The following is a 14,340-nucleotide window of genomic DNA, read 5'->3' as shown; positions in this document are numbered from 1 at the left end:
GCCGTCCCACCCCTTTGTGCAGGGAGGGTTGCACCTTTGGGCAGCGTCTCGGCGGGGCGCCGGGTTGCCGGGAGGACAGCGTTCGGCAGCCGTTCATGCCCTGCTCAGCGGCGGGATGGGCCTTCGTTGCCCCTTGGGGAGGGTTCCGCTGCCCATGGGATTCCCAGGCCTCGCCTGTCCGTTGATCGACTGTGAACGCTCGTGAACTCCCGGCTGACCGTCGGCCGTAGAACCGGATGGCGAGGGTGGCGGACGGCACTGCGACGGGGAACGGAGTGGCGCGAAACTGACGGTCAGTCAGCACGGCGGGAATTGCGGCGCATAATGGGTGGTGCGGGCGGACAGCGGATCCGCTGTTCCGCCACATCGATCGCAGGCGAATTCCTGACCGGGAAATCGCCGCCGAACCTGGCGGGGGGAACGCCGATGACCGACAAGTCCGTGAAAACCGTCACCGTGGCCGTGTTGGCGAACGATCCGGTGACCGGCGAGGGAGCCGTCTGGTGGCTCTCCGCGTGCAAGGAGATCACCGCGAGCTACTGGCGGTGGGGCCAACCGGCCGACGTGTTACTGGTGTTAGCGGCCGAGGTCACCGCCGACACGCTGGCCAGGGTGGAACGGGTGCAGCATGAGACGCCCGACGGAGTGCTGCCGATGGTGCTGGTCGCGGCCGACTTCCCCGAGCAACACATCCTGCGCGCCATCGATCTGGGCCTGGTGAGCTATCTCAACCGCCAGGAGGCGGGGTTCGACGACATCAGGCGCGCCGTCCACGAGGCTGCCGCCGGGCCTCGCGACGAGTCGGCGGGCGTTCAGCAGTCGCTCATCGCCCACATCCGCGCCATCCGGGACACCGCGCTGGCCCCGGCCGGCCTGAATCTGGCGGGCCTCTCGGACCGCGAGGTCGAGGTGCTGCGCTTCCTCGCCGACGGGCTGAGCACCAAGCAGATCTCCGCCAAACTGAGTTACTCGGAGCGGACGGTGAAGAGCGTGGTCCATGGCGTGGTCACGCGCTTGAACCTGCGCAACCGCACCCACGCAGTGGTCCACGCCCTGCGGACCGGGGTGATCTGAACGCTAGTGATGGTTGGGCTCACCGGTCATCTGGATCATCCAGGTACTGGTCGGCGGTGGCGCACTGGTCGGCGTGGAAAGCTTCGAGCGAGACAATCGGCGCGCTATGGGACATCGCTGTGAAATCCTGCCGGGAGACGAACCGCCTGGACGATCGCCGCGGCACGAGCTCGTCGATCTGGTGCCCGTCACGAGTGACCGTGAACGATTGGCCCGCCTGGACCGCGTCCAGGATCTCCTTGGACCTCTTCCGCGGATCGGGTTGCGTGATCTCTGGCTGTGCCGTCATGTCGGCCACGGTAGAACGGCGTTCCACGCAGTGCTACCAGATGGCACTGCGTGGCATCCATGCCCGGCGGGGGCGTGATCTCGTGCCGCAGGCCGGTGGCGGGCAGGTCGCCGCAGCGTCGTCAGGTGGGCGGGAGGAGGTGGCGCTGGTACCAGGTGCCGGGCTTGCCGCCGGGGTTGGCCGGGCCGGTCGGGAGGAATCCGGCCTTTGCCAACACCCGCTGGGAGGCGGTGTTCTCGTGGGTGACGGCCGCCTTGATGGTGCGCAGGCCGTGCTGTGCTGCGGCCAGTTGGCAGAGCTCCAGGACGGTCGCGGTCGCCACACCGCGGCCGGTGACGTGCTGTGCGACCCGGTAGCCGAGTTCGGCGGCGCAGTGCTCGATGTCCACCAGGTTGAACCGGCCGAGCACCGAGCCGTCGTCGGCGACCAGCACGTGGAAGGCGCACAGGCCGCTCTCCTGCTCGGCCAGCAGGGCACTGAACCGGTCGGCGAAGTGGCTGAAGTAGTCGTCGCCGCGGTCGGGTATCGAGGCGGCGAAGTAGGCCCGGTTCGCCAGCTCGAAGGCCAGGACTGCCGGGGCGTGGTCGGCGTGCAGGCGTTGCAGGTTGGGCATGGCCCGATGCTAGCGAGACACGTGCTGAGGTGCCCAGGCAATTTGGCCGGCACGGTGAAGCGCCTTGCCCTCGACTGGCTGCAACGCCCTGGGCCGCCGCTGTGCCCGGGAGAGCTTGCTCCCTTCAGGGATGGTCAGTTCTGGAAGAGCACGCCCACCGTGGGCTGCAGGGTGCCGACCGTGATGCCCGCGGCGGAGACGGTCAACTGGTCGAGCGGCTTGTTGTCGAGGCCCGTGACGTCGGCGGTCAGCTGGGTGGTCTGGTCCGGCGGGGTGACGACCAGACCGGCCAGCACGTGGCAGGTGGTGTCGGCCTTGTCGCAGGGGCTCCACTTGAGGCCGGCGAAGGCGTTGTCGCCGGGCTTGATGATGGTGGAGTTGTCGGCGGTCGGCGGGAACGGGAGCGGGACGCGGGTGGTGTTGAGCGACAGCTGGCTGTTGTCGGCGAGCAGCCCGCCCAGGCCGGCGTAGCCGGTGACTTCGCAGCTGCGCTTGCCGACGTTGGACAGCTTCAGCAGGCCGGAGCTGAGCTTGCCGATCGGCGGTTCCAGCTGGATGTAGGCCTTCAACTCATCGGTGCGGCAGCGGCTTGCGGCAGGGACGGGCTTGGCGCTGCTGCCGTTGCCTCCGCTGCTGGAGCCGCCGGTGCTGCTGCCACCGGTGCTGCCGGAGCCCCCCGTGCTGCCGCCGGAGCCCGTTCCGCCACCGGTGGTGCTGCCACCGGCGCCGCCGGAAGTGCTAGGCGCGCCAGAGTGCGCGGCAGTCGGAGCGGCGGTCGGAGCGGCGGACGCCGGCGGGTTGGCGGAGCTGGAGGAGCCGTCGTCGTTGCAGGCCACCGCCCCCATTGCCAGCGCAACCGTGCTCGCCGTGATCGCCGCCGCCTTGGTGATCCTCATGACTGCTTCCCCTCCGAACGGGCGTTTGTGCTTACTCCCTTCATCACGTGCTGTATCCGGCCGAGGGTTCGTGATCTTGCGTCGCAGGCGCGTAACAGGAAGGTCGCCGAACTGTCAGGCCGAACTGTCAGGCGGGCCTAGGCCGGTTAGAGCTCGGGCACGATCATCGCCGTGAACGGCACAGTGGCGGCCAGCCGTTCGTCCAGCAGCTCCTGATAGCGGGCCGACTCGTAGACGGCGCGCGCCTGTTCGGCGTCGCGGAAGCGCAGCACGACGGTGTGGGTGCCGCCCGGCGGTCGGCCGCCCTCGCGCAGGTGGACCGTCTGGTCCGTGCCGGCCAGCAACTCACCGCCGTCGGGGCCGAGAAGGACGGGGTGGCCGCCTGCCGGTAGGCATCGAGGCGCTGCGGGTCGGTCACGTCGTAGTTGAGGATCAGGAGAGCGGTCATGGGGAACTCCGGTCAACTCGGGTGATGGGAATGCTCGACTACCCATGTTGGCAGTTGAACTGATGGACAGTCGCACACCCGAGGAGCGCAGGCGATGTTGGCCGTCCGTCGCCTACGTGAGCTCCTGCAGCCGGGCGGAACCCTCTTCGTCAGCTGGCGAGTTGTCACCGGCGACAGCCAAGGCGATGCTCATGGGCGGCTGTACGCGCCGATCGAACTGAGAGCGGTCCACGAGTCCCTGGCAGGAAGCGAGTTGCTGCTGGACGAGGAGTCGACGAGCGCGTCCTCCGGCCGGACAGTGCATCGGATCGTCGCCCGCTCATGACCACTACGCCCGCGCGAGGACCCGTCCCGCGGAGCTCGACCGCCTAGCGGTCACACCCCGATGAAGCTCACCGTTTCCGCCAGGTCCGCCCGCCCGGTGCGCAGCCGTGGCACACCTTCCTTCTCGAACCCCACCGCGACACCGCAGAACAGGACCAGCCCGTCATCGGCTCCGACCACCTGGCTGACTGTTTTGCGATACATCGTCCACATGACCTGGGGGCAGCTGTGCAACCCTTCCGCCCTCAGCAGCAGCATGACCGTCTGCAGGTACATCCCCGCGTCCCCCATTGCCCGGGGCCCATCGTCCGGTCGAGGTAGCAGAAGAGTACGGCGGGCGCCCCGAACGCCTCCGAGTTCAAGGCGGCGATCTTCGTGGGCCTGTCAGGATCGTCACGTTGGATTCCCAGCGCTTCGTACCGCTGGGCGGCTGCGGCGGAAAATCGGTCCAGATAGGGCGAGGTCAGGTCGGCCGGGTACATCGGGTACTCCCGCTCGTCGCCCGGATCCCCCGCCAGCGCCCGGGTTGTCGCGCGCTTCTTCAGCTCGGCCAGGGGCTCGCCGGCCACGACGTACAGGTGCCACGGCTGGAGGTTCCCACTCGACGGAGCCCTCGTTGCTGCGGCCAGCACTCGCTCGAGTATGTCCTTGGGCACCGGTTCGTCGCTGAACGCCCGTACGGCCCGGCGGCTGTCCACGGCCTCATACACATCCACGTCTTCTCGTCCTCTCACTCGACGTCGACCACCTCAACCGTATTCAGCGGTCAGCGCCGAGCATCGGCAGGGCTCGGACAGCGTCCTGACGATCAGTTGGGGCAATGAGAGGACAGCGGGAGAGAAGGGGCGATCCCCGCGACCGGTACGGCATCACGGTCGCTGGCGCCGACCAGCGGGTGTGGCTCGACACGCCGGGCGGCCCCGGCTGGCCGGTTGGTTGAGCACCTGACGGTTCGAGCGCCCGACCTGAGCCCCACCGCCTTTGCCGAGGCTCCGAGGTGGCAGGCTGAGGGAGCGGTAGGCAGGCAGAACACACGGGCGAGGGGGAGCGGACGCGGTGGGGTTGAGGAGGCCGTCTGGACCTGGGGGCGCGCGCTGCCGCTCAAGTACGTGCTGGTCAGCGAGGAATGGGACGGTGAGCTGATCGTGTGGGCGCGCTGCGCCGAGGTCGACGGCCTGTTCGTTGAGCCGGCCCTGCGCCGGGAACGGCTGACGCTCGTGGGCTGCGCCCCGACCGGTCGACTGCTCAAGGCGGCCGAGCGAGCCCGGCACCGGTCCGGCGAGCCCATCGACCTCGGGTCGCTCGGCCTCATCGTGGGCTTCCCCGTGCCTGGGGCCGACCCCGAGGGCGACCCGTACGACGCCTACGACGACGACCACTGGGGGCTACTCGCCCCCGTCCTGATCGACTGCAGGCCCTCAAAGCTCGGCACCTCCCTGTTCGACCTGGTCGTCGAGGCCGAAGTCGACGGCCCCGTGTGGCGCAGCGAGCCTGCGGACGCCGAATGGCGGCTGTTCAACGGACCGGGCGGTGGGAGCCTCGGCGAGTGCCTCCGGGTCGAGGGTCTTTACGGCAAGCGGCCCTTCCCCACCTCGCCGCCCATACGGCTGATCGGTTGCGAGCCCGGTGAGAGGTTGCTGCGGCGGCTGGTGCGCCCGCGGGGCGACGGCGACCGGGTGACGCTGCTCGCTGTGGACCGGACCGGCCAAGTCATGCGCCACCAGGAGCACATGCCGCTGCAGGTCGTCGCCTCCCGCCCGTCCGCGCTCGGTGGGACACTGCTTGACCTATGGCTGAGCGAGGGCCCCGCCGTCCGACCCGTGCCGGCAGCCCGACCGGTGTGGGACGCCTGGTTCGAGGGGCCGCCGACCGAGCCCGGTGCGTGGGCCGCGTTCCCGTCCGAGGGCCGGGCCGAGTGGGCCGCATTCGCCGCCGCCCGCCAGGGCGCCGGCCGGCCGCTGCCCGACCCCGTACGGCACCTCGACGGCCGGCATGTCACCGATGTGCCGGGCCTGGTGTGCGCGATCGGCGAAGCGGTCGCGGGCCCCGGCGGCTACTACTCCCAGTGCTGGCACACGTTGCGAGGCTGCCCGTGCGGCGGGGATCTGCCGCCCACACCGTTCACCCTGGTCTGGCACGACGCCGAGGTGGCCCGGCGCGCGCTCGCTGCGGTAAGCGTGGACACGGCGGGTGAGACGCCATACGTCGACGACATCCTCCGGTTGCTCGCACGGGTCGGCATCACCGTCGAACTCCGCTGATCGTCCATGGACGAGGCAACGGCGAACGCGGTCGCGGCTGTGGTTGCGGCCGAGTCCCAACGGCGGTGTTGCCGTCCTTGACGCGGTCAGCGGTCAGCGGTCAAGCGGTCGGCGGTCAAGCGGTCGGCGGTCAAGCGGTCAGCGGCGGACAGTCGCTGAAGCGCAGGCAGCCGAACGAAAGTCGGTGCGGAGGAAATCCAGGGGAGCAGGAGCCCGCGGGGTGCTACGGTCGGGCGCCATGAGCTGGCTTCCCGATGACTTCGTCCACCCCGTCCTGGTACCGCTGCCGGGCGGCGGCCATCACTTGCGGCCGATCCGGGAGGCGGACACCCCGCTCGACTATCCGGCCGTGATGGGCTCGCGCGAGCGGCTGTGGACCATCTTCGGCCCGGCCTGGGGCTGGCCCGCAGCCACCATGACCTACGAGGCCGACCAGGCCGACCTGTTGCGGCACGAGAAGGAGATCGCCGCACACCAGTCCTTCAACTACGCGCTGTTCGACGCGGCCGAGACGGCCCTGCTCGGCTGCGTCTACATCGACCCACCGGAGAAGGCCGGCGCGGACGGCGAGATCTCCTGGTGGGTGGTGGACGAGCTGGTCGGCAGCAAGGTCGAGCAGGCCCTGGACGCGCTGGTGCCGCAGTGGATCGCCGCCGACTGGCCGTTCGAGCAGCCGCGCTTCATCGGCCGCGAGATCTCCTGGGCGAGCTGGCTCACCCTGCCGGCGCACCCCGACGCGTAAGTAGCCGTTTGTCGCACCGGGCGCTTCTTGATCGAACGGGAGTCTCGTTCCACCGCCGATGGGAGGGGAGCCATGGCAAGGCCCGCGGTCGGAGCACCCCTGCGGCGCTGTGGTGAGTGCGGGGGGTATGAGTACGGCGGGGCGCCGGGCTGCACCGCCTGCCGGGAGTTGGTGGACGGCATCGTGGAGGGGGAGTGGGCCGCCTTTCTGACCGAGTGGGGCGGCAGCAGCAGTCAGGAGGCCGAGGTCCTCGCCGAGATGGTGGTGGCGGAGCCCAAGCGGCATGACTGGCGGGTGGTGGATGCCGCGTTGGACAGGCTGGTCTGTTCCGAGTGCGGTGGGCGGTTCAGCCGGGGGCCGGTCGGATGTTCGGCGTGCGATCTGGCGCATGGCTTCCGCTACGCCGCGATCGAGACGGACCGGCCCGGGGTCCCGTGGGGCAACGAGCATGCCATTCGGGTCAATGTGTCGGTCGTGCGCCGGCCGCAGGTGACCTCGGCTAACGAACTGCTGGCTCGGCGCCTGCTGTTGCCGCTGGTCCTGGTGGGGATCCTGCCGAGCACGGAGGAGGCCCAGCGGATGAGTGCCCTGGTCAAGAGGAGCCCTCCGGCGCAGCGGGCCCGGCTCATCGAGCAGGCGATCGAGGAAGTGCTCCGGCGCGAGGGGGAGCGGGAGCGGAGCCGCCCCGGGCAGTGAGGTCGCCCCGGGTAGTGAGGTCGCAGATCAGGCTCGGTCCTGGTCGGCCTTGGACAGTGCCTCGGCGATCAGGCGGGTGGCGAAGTCGCGGTCGTCGCCGGCGACTCGGTTGACGTGCTCCGCGAGCAGGACGGTGGTGGCTTCCAGGGGATTCATCTCGGCGCTGGTCCAGTCTCCGTACTGCGCGCGCCACAGCTTGGGGCTCAGGCCGGTGCCTGCGGCGACGAGCATGCCTGCCATGGTGGGGATGATCTCGGGGCGGAAGGTCCTGGGCATCATGCGCATCGTGCCCACGAGCGCGGGCACCACGTGCTCGATGACGTCCTCGTCGTGGTCCTCGCAGGCCATCCGCAGCCAGTGCATGAACATGTAGATGAGCGTGCACGCGCCGTCCAGCAGCTCGTCGAAACCGGCCGGGCCCAAGGACGCGGTGAACTGGTCGACCATCTTCTGCTGTTCGCCGTCGGCCTCGGTGCTGCCGTCGTAGATGGCCTTGAGCCGGGAGTCGATCACCATCAGCGCCGCGCTCACATCGCCGGCGGAAGCGTATTCGGGGTCACAGGGTGACTGCGGCGATGACGGCGATGACATGGGAGTCCTCCTCAAGCGGCCACAGTGGGCAGCGCGGCATGTACGTAGCGTAGACCGCCGATCGGATGGCGGACGGCGGATTCCGCGGGAGGGCCGCGTGGTGTGACCGCACCCCCAGCTGCAAGGCGGTGACTGCGGGCGCACCGTGAGGTTCGAGGGCGCGCGGTGACTCATGTGCGCTGCTGTGTGCGGTGTGCTCTGGTCGCTTGCGAGTTCGCGGTTCGCCTGGGAATGGTTCGGGCAGAAACCGACATACCTACCGGGGAGTTGACACACCCACCGAGGAGCCGGCCATGGCGAACCTGACCGAAGCCACCGTGTCCTTCCACACCAACGACGAGAACAAGGACCACGACACCAACGTCACGGTCGAGGTCCGCGACCGCAACGGCCAGATGGCCGCGCGCGTCTCCGACACCTTCGGCGCGTTCAACGACCACACCAACAACGGGCCCTACAACCTCAGCATCCTCAACCACGCCAGCAAGGACGACCTCCAGGGCGGCAACGTCCTGCTCCGGGTCGATCCGGTGGGCGACGACACGTGGCGGTTCAACCTCTTCGTCGACCTGCTGTTCGCGGACGGCTCGCACCTGACGGCGACGGCGGACGGCCTGGAGGTCAACGAGGAGTCCGAGCAGCAGCAGACGTTCGGACTGAACTAGCTCACGCCTAAAGCAACATGCCGTGGCCCGGAGCAGGGGGGAGCTGCTCCGGGCCACGGCGACACACCCGTGGTGCGGCGTCAGGCGATCCGCCCACCCCCGTCCACGAACAGCGTGGTCCCCGTCGCGTATCCGTTGCCCGCCAGGAACAGCACCGCCTGCGCGATGTCCTCCGCCGTCCCGATCCGCCCGACCGGCAGGCGCTCGGCCACCGACTGGTAGAGGCGCTCGCGGTCCGGCTCCGCCAGGCCGTCCCACAGCGGGGTGGCCAGCGTGCCGGGGGAGACGGCGTTGACGCGCAGCGGCGCGTACTCCAGGGCGAGGCCGCGGACCAGAGCCTCCAGGGCGGCGTTGATGGCGCTCTGCAGGGCTGCCGCCTTGCCGGGGCGCTGGGAGAGGTAGCCGGACACCAGGGTGAGTGAACCGGAGGCGTGGATGCCGACGCTGCGGGCGATCCGGTACGCACCCCAGAACTTGCTGTCCATCGCGCCGTAAGCGTCGCCGAGCGGCAGCGTGTCGACCCGGCCGGTCGGGGTCTGCGCGGCGCTGACCACCACGTGGTCGAACTTGCCGCTGGAGGCCGCGAACAGCTCGACGTCGCCGTCCGACCGGATGTCCAGGGTGTGGCCGGTCACCGTGCCCGGGAGGTCGGCGAGTTGGGCGAGGGCCGCGTCGACCTTCTGCCGGCTGCGGGAGGCGATGACGGTCCGGGCACCCTGGGCGGCGAACCCCCGGGCGGTGGCCAGCCCGACGCCGGAGGTGCCGCCGACGATCAGGACCCGCTGGCCGGCATATGCGTCGACGGCGGTGGTGGCGTTCATGGGGTGATCTCAACTCCTTTGCAGAGAACGGATGTCAGGCGGCGCGGGGGATCTGGTGGTCTGCGGAACGGGAGCGGGCGTAGCTGGTCCGGTCCAGGTCGGTGATCTGCACCGAGATGTCGCAGGCGGTCTCGCGCAGGGTGGTGGCGAACGCCTCGATGAGCACCGCCAAGGCGGCCTCGCTCACCGCCGCCCGCACCTCGGCGGACTTGCCGGCGAAGGTCCGGATGTCGAGGTTGACGAAGGACTGCTCGTAGCTGCCGTCACCGATGAAGTAGCGGTCCATCCGGACGGCGCGGCTCTTGAAGTCCTGGTGCCGGAAGCCGCCCGCGTCGGTGAGCGCGGCGTGCAGCTTGCCGAGGACGTCGGCCGGGTCTATGGCCTCCCGGATGTTCCCGGAGTACTCGAGGACGAGGTGGGGCATGGCGGCAGCTCCTCAAAGGGCGGCGGATCAGCGGGGGTTGGCGTCGTCAGCGGGCACTGGTTTCAACGCGGCTGGTGTCAGCGGGCGCTGGGTTCAACGCGGTTGGCGTCAGCGGGTGCTGGTGTCAACGGGCCTGGCGTCAGCGGGCGTTGGCGGTGGTGGGGACGGCCTGCGGGGGCGTGGCGGCCGGCGCCTGCGCAGCCTGCGCCTTGCGCACGCCGTAGGCGCTCAGCACCCCGCAGAGGGCCAGCGCGATGCCGGCGGCGATCAGGGCGGCGCGCAGTCCGCTCAGGAAGTGGCTGGAGGCGGCCGAGCCGACCAGCAGGCCCATCACTGCGACGCCGATCAGACCGCCCAGCTGGCGCGAGGCGTTGAGGACACCGGAGCCGATGCCGGCGTTGGTCGGGTCGACCGAGCCGAGCATGGCGTTGGTCATGGACGGCACGACCAGGCCGATGCCGAAGCCGGCGACCAGGAACTGGACGATCAGCTCGACGTACGACCGGGAGCCGACGACCGGCACGATGCCCAGGTAGCCGATGGTGGCCAGGGTGCTGCCGGTGATCAGCACGGCGCGGGCGCCGTACCGCTTGACCAGCCGGGCGCAGGACAGGTTGGCGGCCATCACGGCGGCGGTCATCGGCAGGAACGCCAGGCCGGCCATGATCGGGGAGTACTTCCAGGTCTCCTGGAAGAACAGGCTGAAGATGAAGATCAGGCCGTAGAAGGCGAAGTTGAGCAGCACACCGATCAGCGAGGTGGCGGTGAAGGTCCTGCGGCTGAAGAGCTGCAGCGGCAGCATCGGGTCGCTGCTGCGGCGCTCGATGGTGATGAAGCCGGCGACGGCGAGGACGGTGACGATCAGGCAGGTCAGCACGGTGGTCGAGGTCCAGCCCTGGGTGTTCGCCTCGACGATGGCGCCGGTGAAGGCACCCAGGCTGATCACGGCGAGCAGCTGGCCGGGCAGGTCGAGCGAGCGGCGGCGGGAGCCGGCACGGGGCGCGGTGCGGGCGTAGGCGCGGATCAGCACGATGCCGACGATGGCGATCGAAACGTTGACGTAGAAGATCGAGCGCCAGCCGAGCGCGTCCACCAGCACACCGCCGACGACCGGGCCGAGGGCGAGGGCGAGACCGCCGGCCGCGGCCCACAGGCTCACCGCGCGACTGCGGGCGGCGGGCTCCGGGAAGTTGCTGTTCACGATGGACAGCGAGGACGGGACGATCATCGCGGCGCCGATGCCCTGGAGCACCCGGGCGGCGATCAGGGCGACCATCGAGGGGGCGGCGCCGCAGGCCAGCGAGGTGGCGGCGAAGAGCGCGAAGCCCGCGATGAAGATCTGCTTGGGGGCGAAGCGGTCGCCCATGGCTCCGGCGGTCAGCAGGAAGGCGGCGAAGGTGAGGGTGTAGCCGTTGATCACCCACTCCAGGCCGGACAGGCTGCCACCGAAGTCGGTGCCGAGCGCCTTGGTCGCGACGTTCACGACGCTGACGTCCAGGATGACGACGACGAAGCCGAGGCAGGCTGCGAACAGGGTCAGTCCCGGCCGGTTCTTGTGAGCTTGGGTCTGTGGCACGGGTCTTCCTTCCATACGTGCCGGATGGGTGCCGGACATGTCTGCCGGAGGCAGGCGGGGGAGGTGCTTGACGTGCGGGAGGCGCCAGAGGTGCTGGAAAACGCAGGAGGTGCGGGAGGTGCGAGGTGCGGGAGCCGGGCGAGGTGACGCCGTCTCCGGTAGAGTGTTCGCTAAGCGGCGAACACTCCAAGAGTGTACGCAGATCGTCGAACACTCTGCAATCCGTTAGTGGCGGATCCGCTACGGACCGCGCGAACAGGGATGGAGCAACCAGCCATGACGGCACAGACCAGAGAAGACCCGGCGGCCGCGAGCCACCGCACCCCGCCGGTCCACACCGACCCGGCCGACGTGCCCCTGGAGGCCGCGCTGATCGCCCTCGCCGACCCGGTGCGCCAGAGCCTGGTGCGGGAGCTGGCGGGCGCCGCCGACTGGGAGCGCAACTGCGGCAGCTTCGACGTGCCGGTCACCAAGGCGACGCTCAGCCGCCACTTCGCGGTGCTGCGCGACGCCGGACTCCTCGAGCAGCGCGACGCCGGCGCCAAGCGCCTCAACCGGCTGCGCAGGGCCGAGTTCGACGCGCAGTTCCCGGGCCTCATCGACCTGGTGCTCCGTCACGGGGAAGCCTCCTAGTAGTGGGTCAGCCGGCCCGGTGCGCCGCGTCGGGGCGCACCGCCCGGTCGTGCAGGCCCTTGGCCACCGCCCGCACCAGCGCACGGTCGACGGCCGGGACGCCGAAGGCGAGGACCGGGCCGAACGTGCCGCGCAGCGTGCCGAGATGGAGCACCACGCCGTAGTTGGCGCCGGTCCGGTTGACCACCGTGCGGTAACCGGTGACCCGGCCGAGGTGCGGGCCGAGGGCGGGGTCGGCGATCCCGACGTTGGTGATGCAGATCGCGGCGGCCGACCGCGCGGCCGCGGTCTCCTCGACCGTCCGGCGGATCGCCGCGTGCTCCCGGGCCGGCGGCCGCCAGGCGGCATCGGCGCGGCTCAGCGCGACCCCGTAGGCCCGCGCGTGGCCGGCCAAGTCGCCCTGGTCGAGCCGCAGCGGCACGGTGTGCACGCCGATGAAGCATCCGACGTCCGGCAGCGGGGTGTCGGACGTGTAGCGCCGTCGCAGCGAGACGGCCGTCGACAGGCCGACCGCGGAGCGGCCGGTCGCCTCGGCGTACGCTTCGGCGAGTGCTGCTCCGAAGAACTGATTGACCGTCATCTGGTGTTCCCGGCACCAGGACTTGAGCGCCTGGCTGTCCTCGCGGGTGAGGGCGACCGGCACCAGGTCCGCACCGCGCTCGGCCCAGGGCCGGTGCTCCGCGAACGGCAGCCGCTCCGGCGACGGGTGCGACGGGTGCGAAGGGAGCGACGGGTGCTGCGAAGGGGGTGTCTGACGTGCGGCCCCGGTGGCGCCGGAGGGGTGGCGGTAGGTCAGGTCGCCGGCGGTGGGCGGCACCTCCCGCACCCGGAACGGGCTGGTCTCGCCGCTCGGCCCGAACAGCTCGTCCAGCAGCGCCCGGATCACCGCGCCGGTGGAGTGGCCGTCCGAGACGGCGTGGTTGCGGGTGAAGTACAGGTGGGTCCGGTCGGCCGCCCGGTCGCGGACGGTGTGCAGCCGCCACAGCGGACCGCCGGTCTCCAGCACGTCGTTGAGCTCCCGGCGCAGCACCTCGTCAGCCGAGTCCGACGGTCCCGATGATTCCGAGGAGGTGAGCTCGCTGTGCCGCAGCTGCCCGTCCTGGAGCCGTGGACCGCCGGCGAACCACAGCTCGCCCGCCAACTCCTCGATCCGCAGCGACAGCATCGGCAGCGCGTCGGCCCAGCGCCGGGCCGCCGCCTCCAGTCGCTCGGGGGCGAGGTCGCCGCTCACCGTGACCTGGGTGGTGACCTGGGTGGTGCCGCGCATCAGGGCGTGGGTGTAGGCGAACGTCGCCTCGATGTCGCTGAGTCGGCGCAGCAGGGTCATGACGACGACTCCTCGGTCCAGGCCAGCGGGTGGGACAGCGTCACGCCGTGGCTGGCGATGTCGAGGGTGACCAGGTCGCCGTCCGTGGTCCGGAAGCCGGCGTGGAAGCTGCCGCGGTCGGCGCCGAGGTAGACGTAGTGCACCCGGCCGGGGTGGTGCAGAGCCCGGTAGGCGAAGAGGCGGGCCATCATGGTCGGCAGGTCGTAGTGCAGGGCGTCGGTGCCGGTGCGGAACTGGCTCTTCCAGGCCGGTGATCCGTCCCGCTCGATGACGGTCTCGCCGGTCACGTCGCGCGGCGGCTCGTCCAGGTGCAGCCAGGGGGAGACGCCGGCGTCGCACAGCTTGGCGTACGACAGGTGTCCGGCGTGCTGCTTGAAGCGGCCGATGTCGGTGACGTCGTTGCCGAAGGTGTAGCCGGCGTAGCGCGGCACACCGGTCCGGTCGCCGACGTAGACCAGGACGACCTCGGCCTCCTCGCAGACCGCGACGGCGTCGGCGGGCACGGACAGCGGTTCGCCCGGCACCTTCAGGGCGTCGCCGAGGCCCTTGACGAACCAGTTGGGCTGGTCCGGGACTTCGGCGTCGACCTTCACGTTGTGCGTCATCATGAAGCCGCTGACCAGCGCGTCGCCGAGGTGTGCGGGCAGCAGCGGCGGCAGCATCCGCACCCGGTGGCGCTCGGCGGCCGGCACGGTCACCGAGGCGCGGTCCATGGTGAGTTGGGCGACCGCGACCGCCACGTCCCCGTCGGCGGGGGGCAGTTGGCCGGCCAGGGTGTCACCGGCCAGCGGGTACAGGTGGAGCGGTGCGTCGTCGGCGGGCAGGCCGAGGCCGAGGTGGCGCTCGCCGTCGTACTCGCATTCGAAGATCACCGTCATGGTGGGGGTCTCCTGGGGCGTCGAAGGGGGATGCCGGAGGGGGATATCCAAGTTGGATGCCGATGGGGGATGTCGACGCGGG

The 14,340-nt window shown here is 70.4% G+C and carries 16 protein-coding genes and 1 pseudogene; 6 read left to right on the top strand and 11 right to left on the bottom strand.

Annotated elements, in window-relative coordinates; translation table 11 throughout:
* Nucleotides 1–324 precede the first annotated feature (324 nt).
* Nucleotides 325–1,074 (top strand): helix-turn-helix transcriptional regulator, encoded by a 750-nt coding sequence (locus tag E6W39_RS10495; protein ID WP_228718068.1) that lies wholly within the window; start codon nucleotides 325–327, stop codon nucleotides 1,072–1,074.
* Between the two features lie 19 nt (nucleotides 1,075–1,093).
* On the opposite strand, the gene E6W39_RS10490 is transcribed toward E6W39_RS10495, so the two are convergent.
* The 5 genes and pseudogenes from E6W39_RS10490 to E6W39_RS10465 form a co-directional block, all read right to left on the bottom strand.
* Nucleotides 1,094–1,363: a prevent-host-death protein gene (locus E6W39_RS10490; RefSeq protein ID WP_141637662.1), complete on the bottom strand. Its 270-nt coding sequence runs from the start codon at nucleotides 1,361–1,363 to the stop codon at nucleotides 1,094–1,096.
* A gap of 121 nt (nucleotides 1,364–1,484) precedes the next feature.
* A complete protein-coding gene (locus E6W39_RS10485; RefSeq protein WP_141633304.1) occupies nucleotides 1,485–1,976 on the bottom strand; it encodes a GNAT family N-acetyltransferase in 492 nt (163 codons plus the stop codon).
* A 134-nt stretch (nucleotides 1,977–2,110) separates the two neighbouring features.
* Nucleotides 2,111–2,872 carry a DUF4232 domain-containing protein gene (locus E6W39_RS10480; RefSeq protein WP_141633303.1) on the bottom strand — a complete coding sequence of 254 codons (762 nt, stop codon included), beginning with the start codon at nucleotides 2,870–2,872 and terminating at the stop codon, nucleotides 2,111–2,113.
* Nucleotides 2,873–3,018: 146 nt separating this feature from the next.
* On the bottom strand, nucleotides 3,019–3,216 hold the full coding sequence (locus E6W39_RS42770; protein ID WP_181799186.1) for a DUF1330 domain-containing protein: 198 nt from the start codon (nucleotides 3,214–3,216) through the stop codon (nucleotides 3,019–3,021).
* A 479-nt stretch (nucleotides 3,217–3,695) separates the two neighbouring features.
* Nucleotides 3,696–4,360: pseudogene (locus tag E6W39_RS10465) on the bottom strand (nitroreductase).
* A gap of 393 nt (nucleotides 4,361–4,753) precedes the next feature.
* On the opposite strand from E6W39_RS10465, the gene E6W39_RS10460 reads away from it, so the two are divergent.
* From E6W39_RS10460 to E6W39_RS10450, 3 genes are all read left to right on the top strand, one after another.
* Nucleotides 4,754–5,905 carry a hypothetical protein gene (locus E6W39_RS10460; RefSeq protein ID WP_141633301.1) on the top strand — a complete coding sequence of 384 codons (1,152 nt, stop codon included), beginning with the start codon at nucleotides 4,754–4,756 and terminating at the stop codon, nucleotides 5,903–5,905.
* A gap of 238 nt (nucleotides 5,906–6,143) precedes the next feature.
* Entirely contained in the window at nucleotides 6,144–6,647 is a 504-nt protein-coding gene (locus E6W39_RS10455; RefSeq protein WP_141633300.1) for a GNAT family N-acetyltransferase, read from the top strand.
* Nucleotides 6,648–6,818: 171 nt separating this feature from the next.
* Nucleotides 6,819–7,343 (top strand): hypothetical protein, encoded by a 525-nt coding sequence (locus E6W39_RS10450; protein WP_141637661.1) that lies wholly within the window; start codon nucleotides 6,819–6,821, stop codon nucleotides 7,341–7,343.
* 27 nt (nucleotides 7,344–7,370) lie between these two features.
* Here the strand turns inward: E6W39_RS10450 and E6W39_RS10445 are convergent, their stop codons facing one another.
* Nucleotides 7,371–7,934 carry a hypothetical protein gene (locus tag E6W39_RS10445; protein WP_141633299.1) on the bottom strand — a complete coding sequence of 188 codons (564 nt, stop codon included), beginning with the start codon at nucleotides 7,932–7,934 and terminating at the stop codon, nucleotides 7,371–7,373.
* Nucleotides 7,935–8,227: 293 nt separating this feature from the next.
* Between E6W39_RS10445 and E6W39_RS10440 the strand changes: the two genes are divergently transcribed.
* A complete protein-coding gene (locus E6W39_RS10440; protein WP_141633298.1) occupies nucleotides 8,228–8,599 on the top strand; it encodes a hypothetical protein in 372 nt (123 codons plus the stop codon).
* An 80-nt stretch (nucleotides 8,600–8,679) separates the two neighbouring features.
* Here the strand turns inward: E6W39_RS10440 and E6W39_RS10435 are convergent, their stop codons facing one another.
* The 3 genes from E6W39_RS10435 to E6W39_RS10425 form a co-directional block, all read right to left on the bottom strand.
* The gene (locus E6W39_RS10435; protein ID WP_141633297.1) at nucleotides 8,680–9,420 is read right to left on the bottom strand and encodes an SDR family oxidoreductase; all 741 of its coding nucleotides are present in this window, start codon (nucleotides 9,418–9,420) and stop codon (nucleotides 8,680–8,682) included.
* A gap of 34 nt (nucleotides 9,421–9,454) precedes the next feature.
* Nucleotides 9,455–9,844: a 5-carboxymethyl-2-hydroxymuconate Delta-isomerase gene (locus E6W39_RS10430; RefSeq protein ID WP_141633296.1), complete on the bottom strand. Its 390-nt coding sequence runs from the start codon at nucleotides 9,842–9,844 to the stop codon at nucleotides 9,455–9,457.
* Nucleotides 9,845–9,983: 139 nt separating this feature from the next.
* Nucleotides 9,984–11,420 carry an MFS transporter gene (locus E6W39_RS10425; protein ID WP_228718067.1) on the bottom strand — a complete coding sequence of 479 codons (1,437 nt, stop codon included), beginning with the start codon at nucleotides 11,418–11,420 and terminating at the stop codon, nucleotides 9,984–9,986.
* A gap of 276 nt (nucleotides 11,421–11,696) precedes the next feature.
* Here E6W39_RS10425 and E6W39_RS10420 point away from each other — a divergent pair, with 276 nt between their 5' ends.
* Nucleotides 11,697–12,053: an ArsR/SmtB family transcription factor gene (locus E6W39_RS10420; RefSeq protein WP_141633294.1), complete on the top strand. Its 357-nt coding sequence runs from the start codon at nucleotides 11,697–11,699 to the stop codon at nucleotides 12,051–12,053.
* Between the two features lie 7 nt (nucleotides 12,054–12,060).
* Here E6W39_RS10420 and E6W39_RS10415 read toward each other — a convergent pair whose 3' ends face one another.
* Nucleotides 12,061–13,380 (bottom strand): phthiocerol/phthiodiolone dimycocerosyl transferase family protein, encoded by a 1,320-nt coding sequence (locus E6W39_RS10415; protein ID WP_141633293.1) that lies wholly within the window; start codon nucleotides 13,378–13,380, stop codon nucleotides 12,061–12,063.
* On the bottom strand, nucleotides 13,377–14,258 hold the full coding sequence (locus E6W39_RS10410; protein WP_141633292.1) for an FAH family protein: 882 nt from the start codon (nucleotides 14,256–14,258) through the stop codon (nucleotides 13,377–13,379). Before E6W39_RS10410 ends, E6W39_RS10415 begins: the two co-directional genes overlap by 4 nt.
* Nucleotides 14,259–14,340: the final 82 nt, after the last annotated feature.

This window comes from Kitasatospora acidiphila (assembly GCF_006636205.1).
GTDB lineage: Bacteria > Actinomycetota > Actinomycetes > Streptomycetales > Streptomycetaceae > Kitasatospora > Kitasatospora acidiphila.
Note: the sequence above shows the minus strand (reverse complement) of the source record. Positions and strands in the feature narration are given on the sequence as shown.

Coding starts and splice junctions, on each gene's coding strand:
- E6W39_RS10420 (WP_141633294.1), top strand. CDS start 11,697: ATGACGGCACAGACCAGAGAAGACCCGGCGGCCGCGAGCCACCGCACC.
- E6W39_RS10485 (WP_141633304.1), bottom strand. CDS start 1,976: ATGCCCAACCTGCAACGCCTGCACGCCGACCACGCCCCGGCAGTCCTG.
- E6W39_RS10495 (WP_228718068.1), top strand. CDS start 325: ATGGGTGGTGCGGGCGGACAGCGGATCCGCTGTTCCGCCACATCGATC.
- E6W39_RS10415 (WP_141633293.1), bottom strand. CDS start 13,380: ATGACCCTGCTGCGCCGACTCAGCGACATCGAGGCGACGTTCGCCTAC.
- E6W39_RS10440 (WP_141633298.1), top strand. CDS start 8,228: ATGGCGAACCTGACCGAAGCCACCGTGTCCTTCCACACCAACGACGAG.
- E6W39_RS10455 (WP_141633300.1), top strand. CDS start 6,144: ATGAGCTGGCTTCCCGATGACTTCGTCCACCCCGTCCTGGTACCGCTG.
- E6W39_RS10435 (WP_141633297.1), bottom strand. CDS start 9,420: ATGAACGCCACCACCGCCGTCGACGCATATGCCGGCCAGCGGGTCCTG.
- E6W39_RS10430 (WP_141633296.1), bottom strand. CDS start 9,844: ATGCCCCACCTCGTCCTCGAGTACTCCGGGAACATCCGGGAGGCCATA.
- E6W39_RS10445 (WP_141633299.1), bottom strand. CDS start 7,934: ATGTCATCGCCGTCATCGCCGCAGTCACCCTGTGACCCCGAATACGCT.
- E6W39_RS10410 (WP_141633292.1), bottom strand. CDS start 14,258: ATGACGGTGATCTTCGAATGCGAGTACGACGGCGAGCGCCACCTCGGC.
- E6W39_RS10490 (WP_141637662.1), bottom strand. CDS start 1,363: ATGACGGCACAGCCAGAGATCACGCAACCCGATCCGCGGAAGAGGTCC.
- E6W39_RS10480 (WP_141633303.1), bottom strand. CDS start 2,872: ATGAGGATCACCAAGGCGGCGGCGATCACGGCGAGCACGGTTGCGCTG.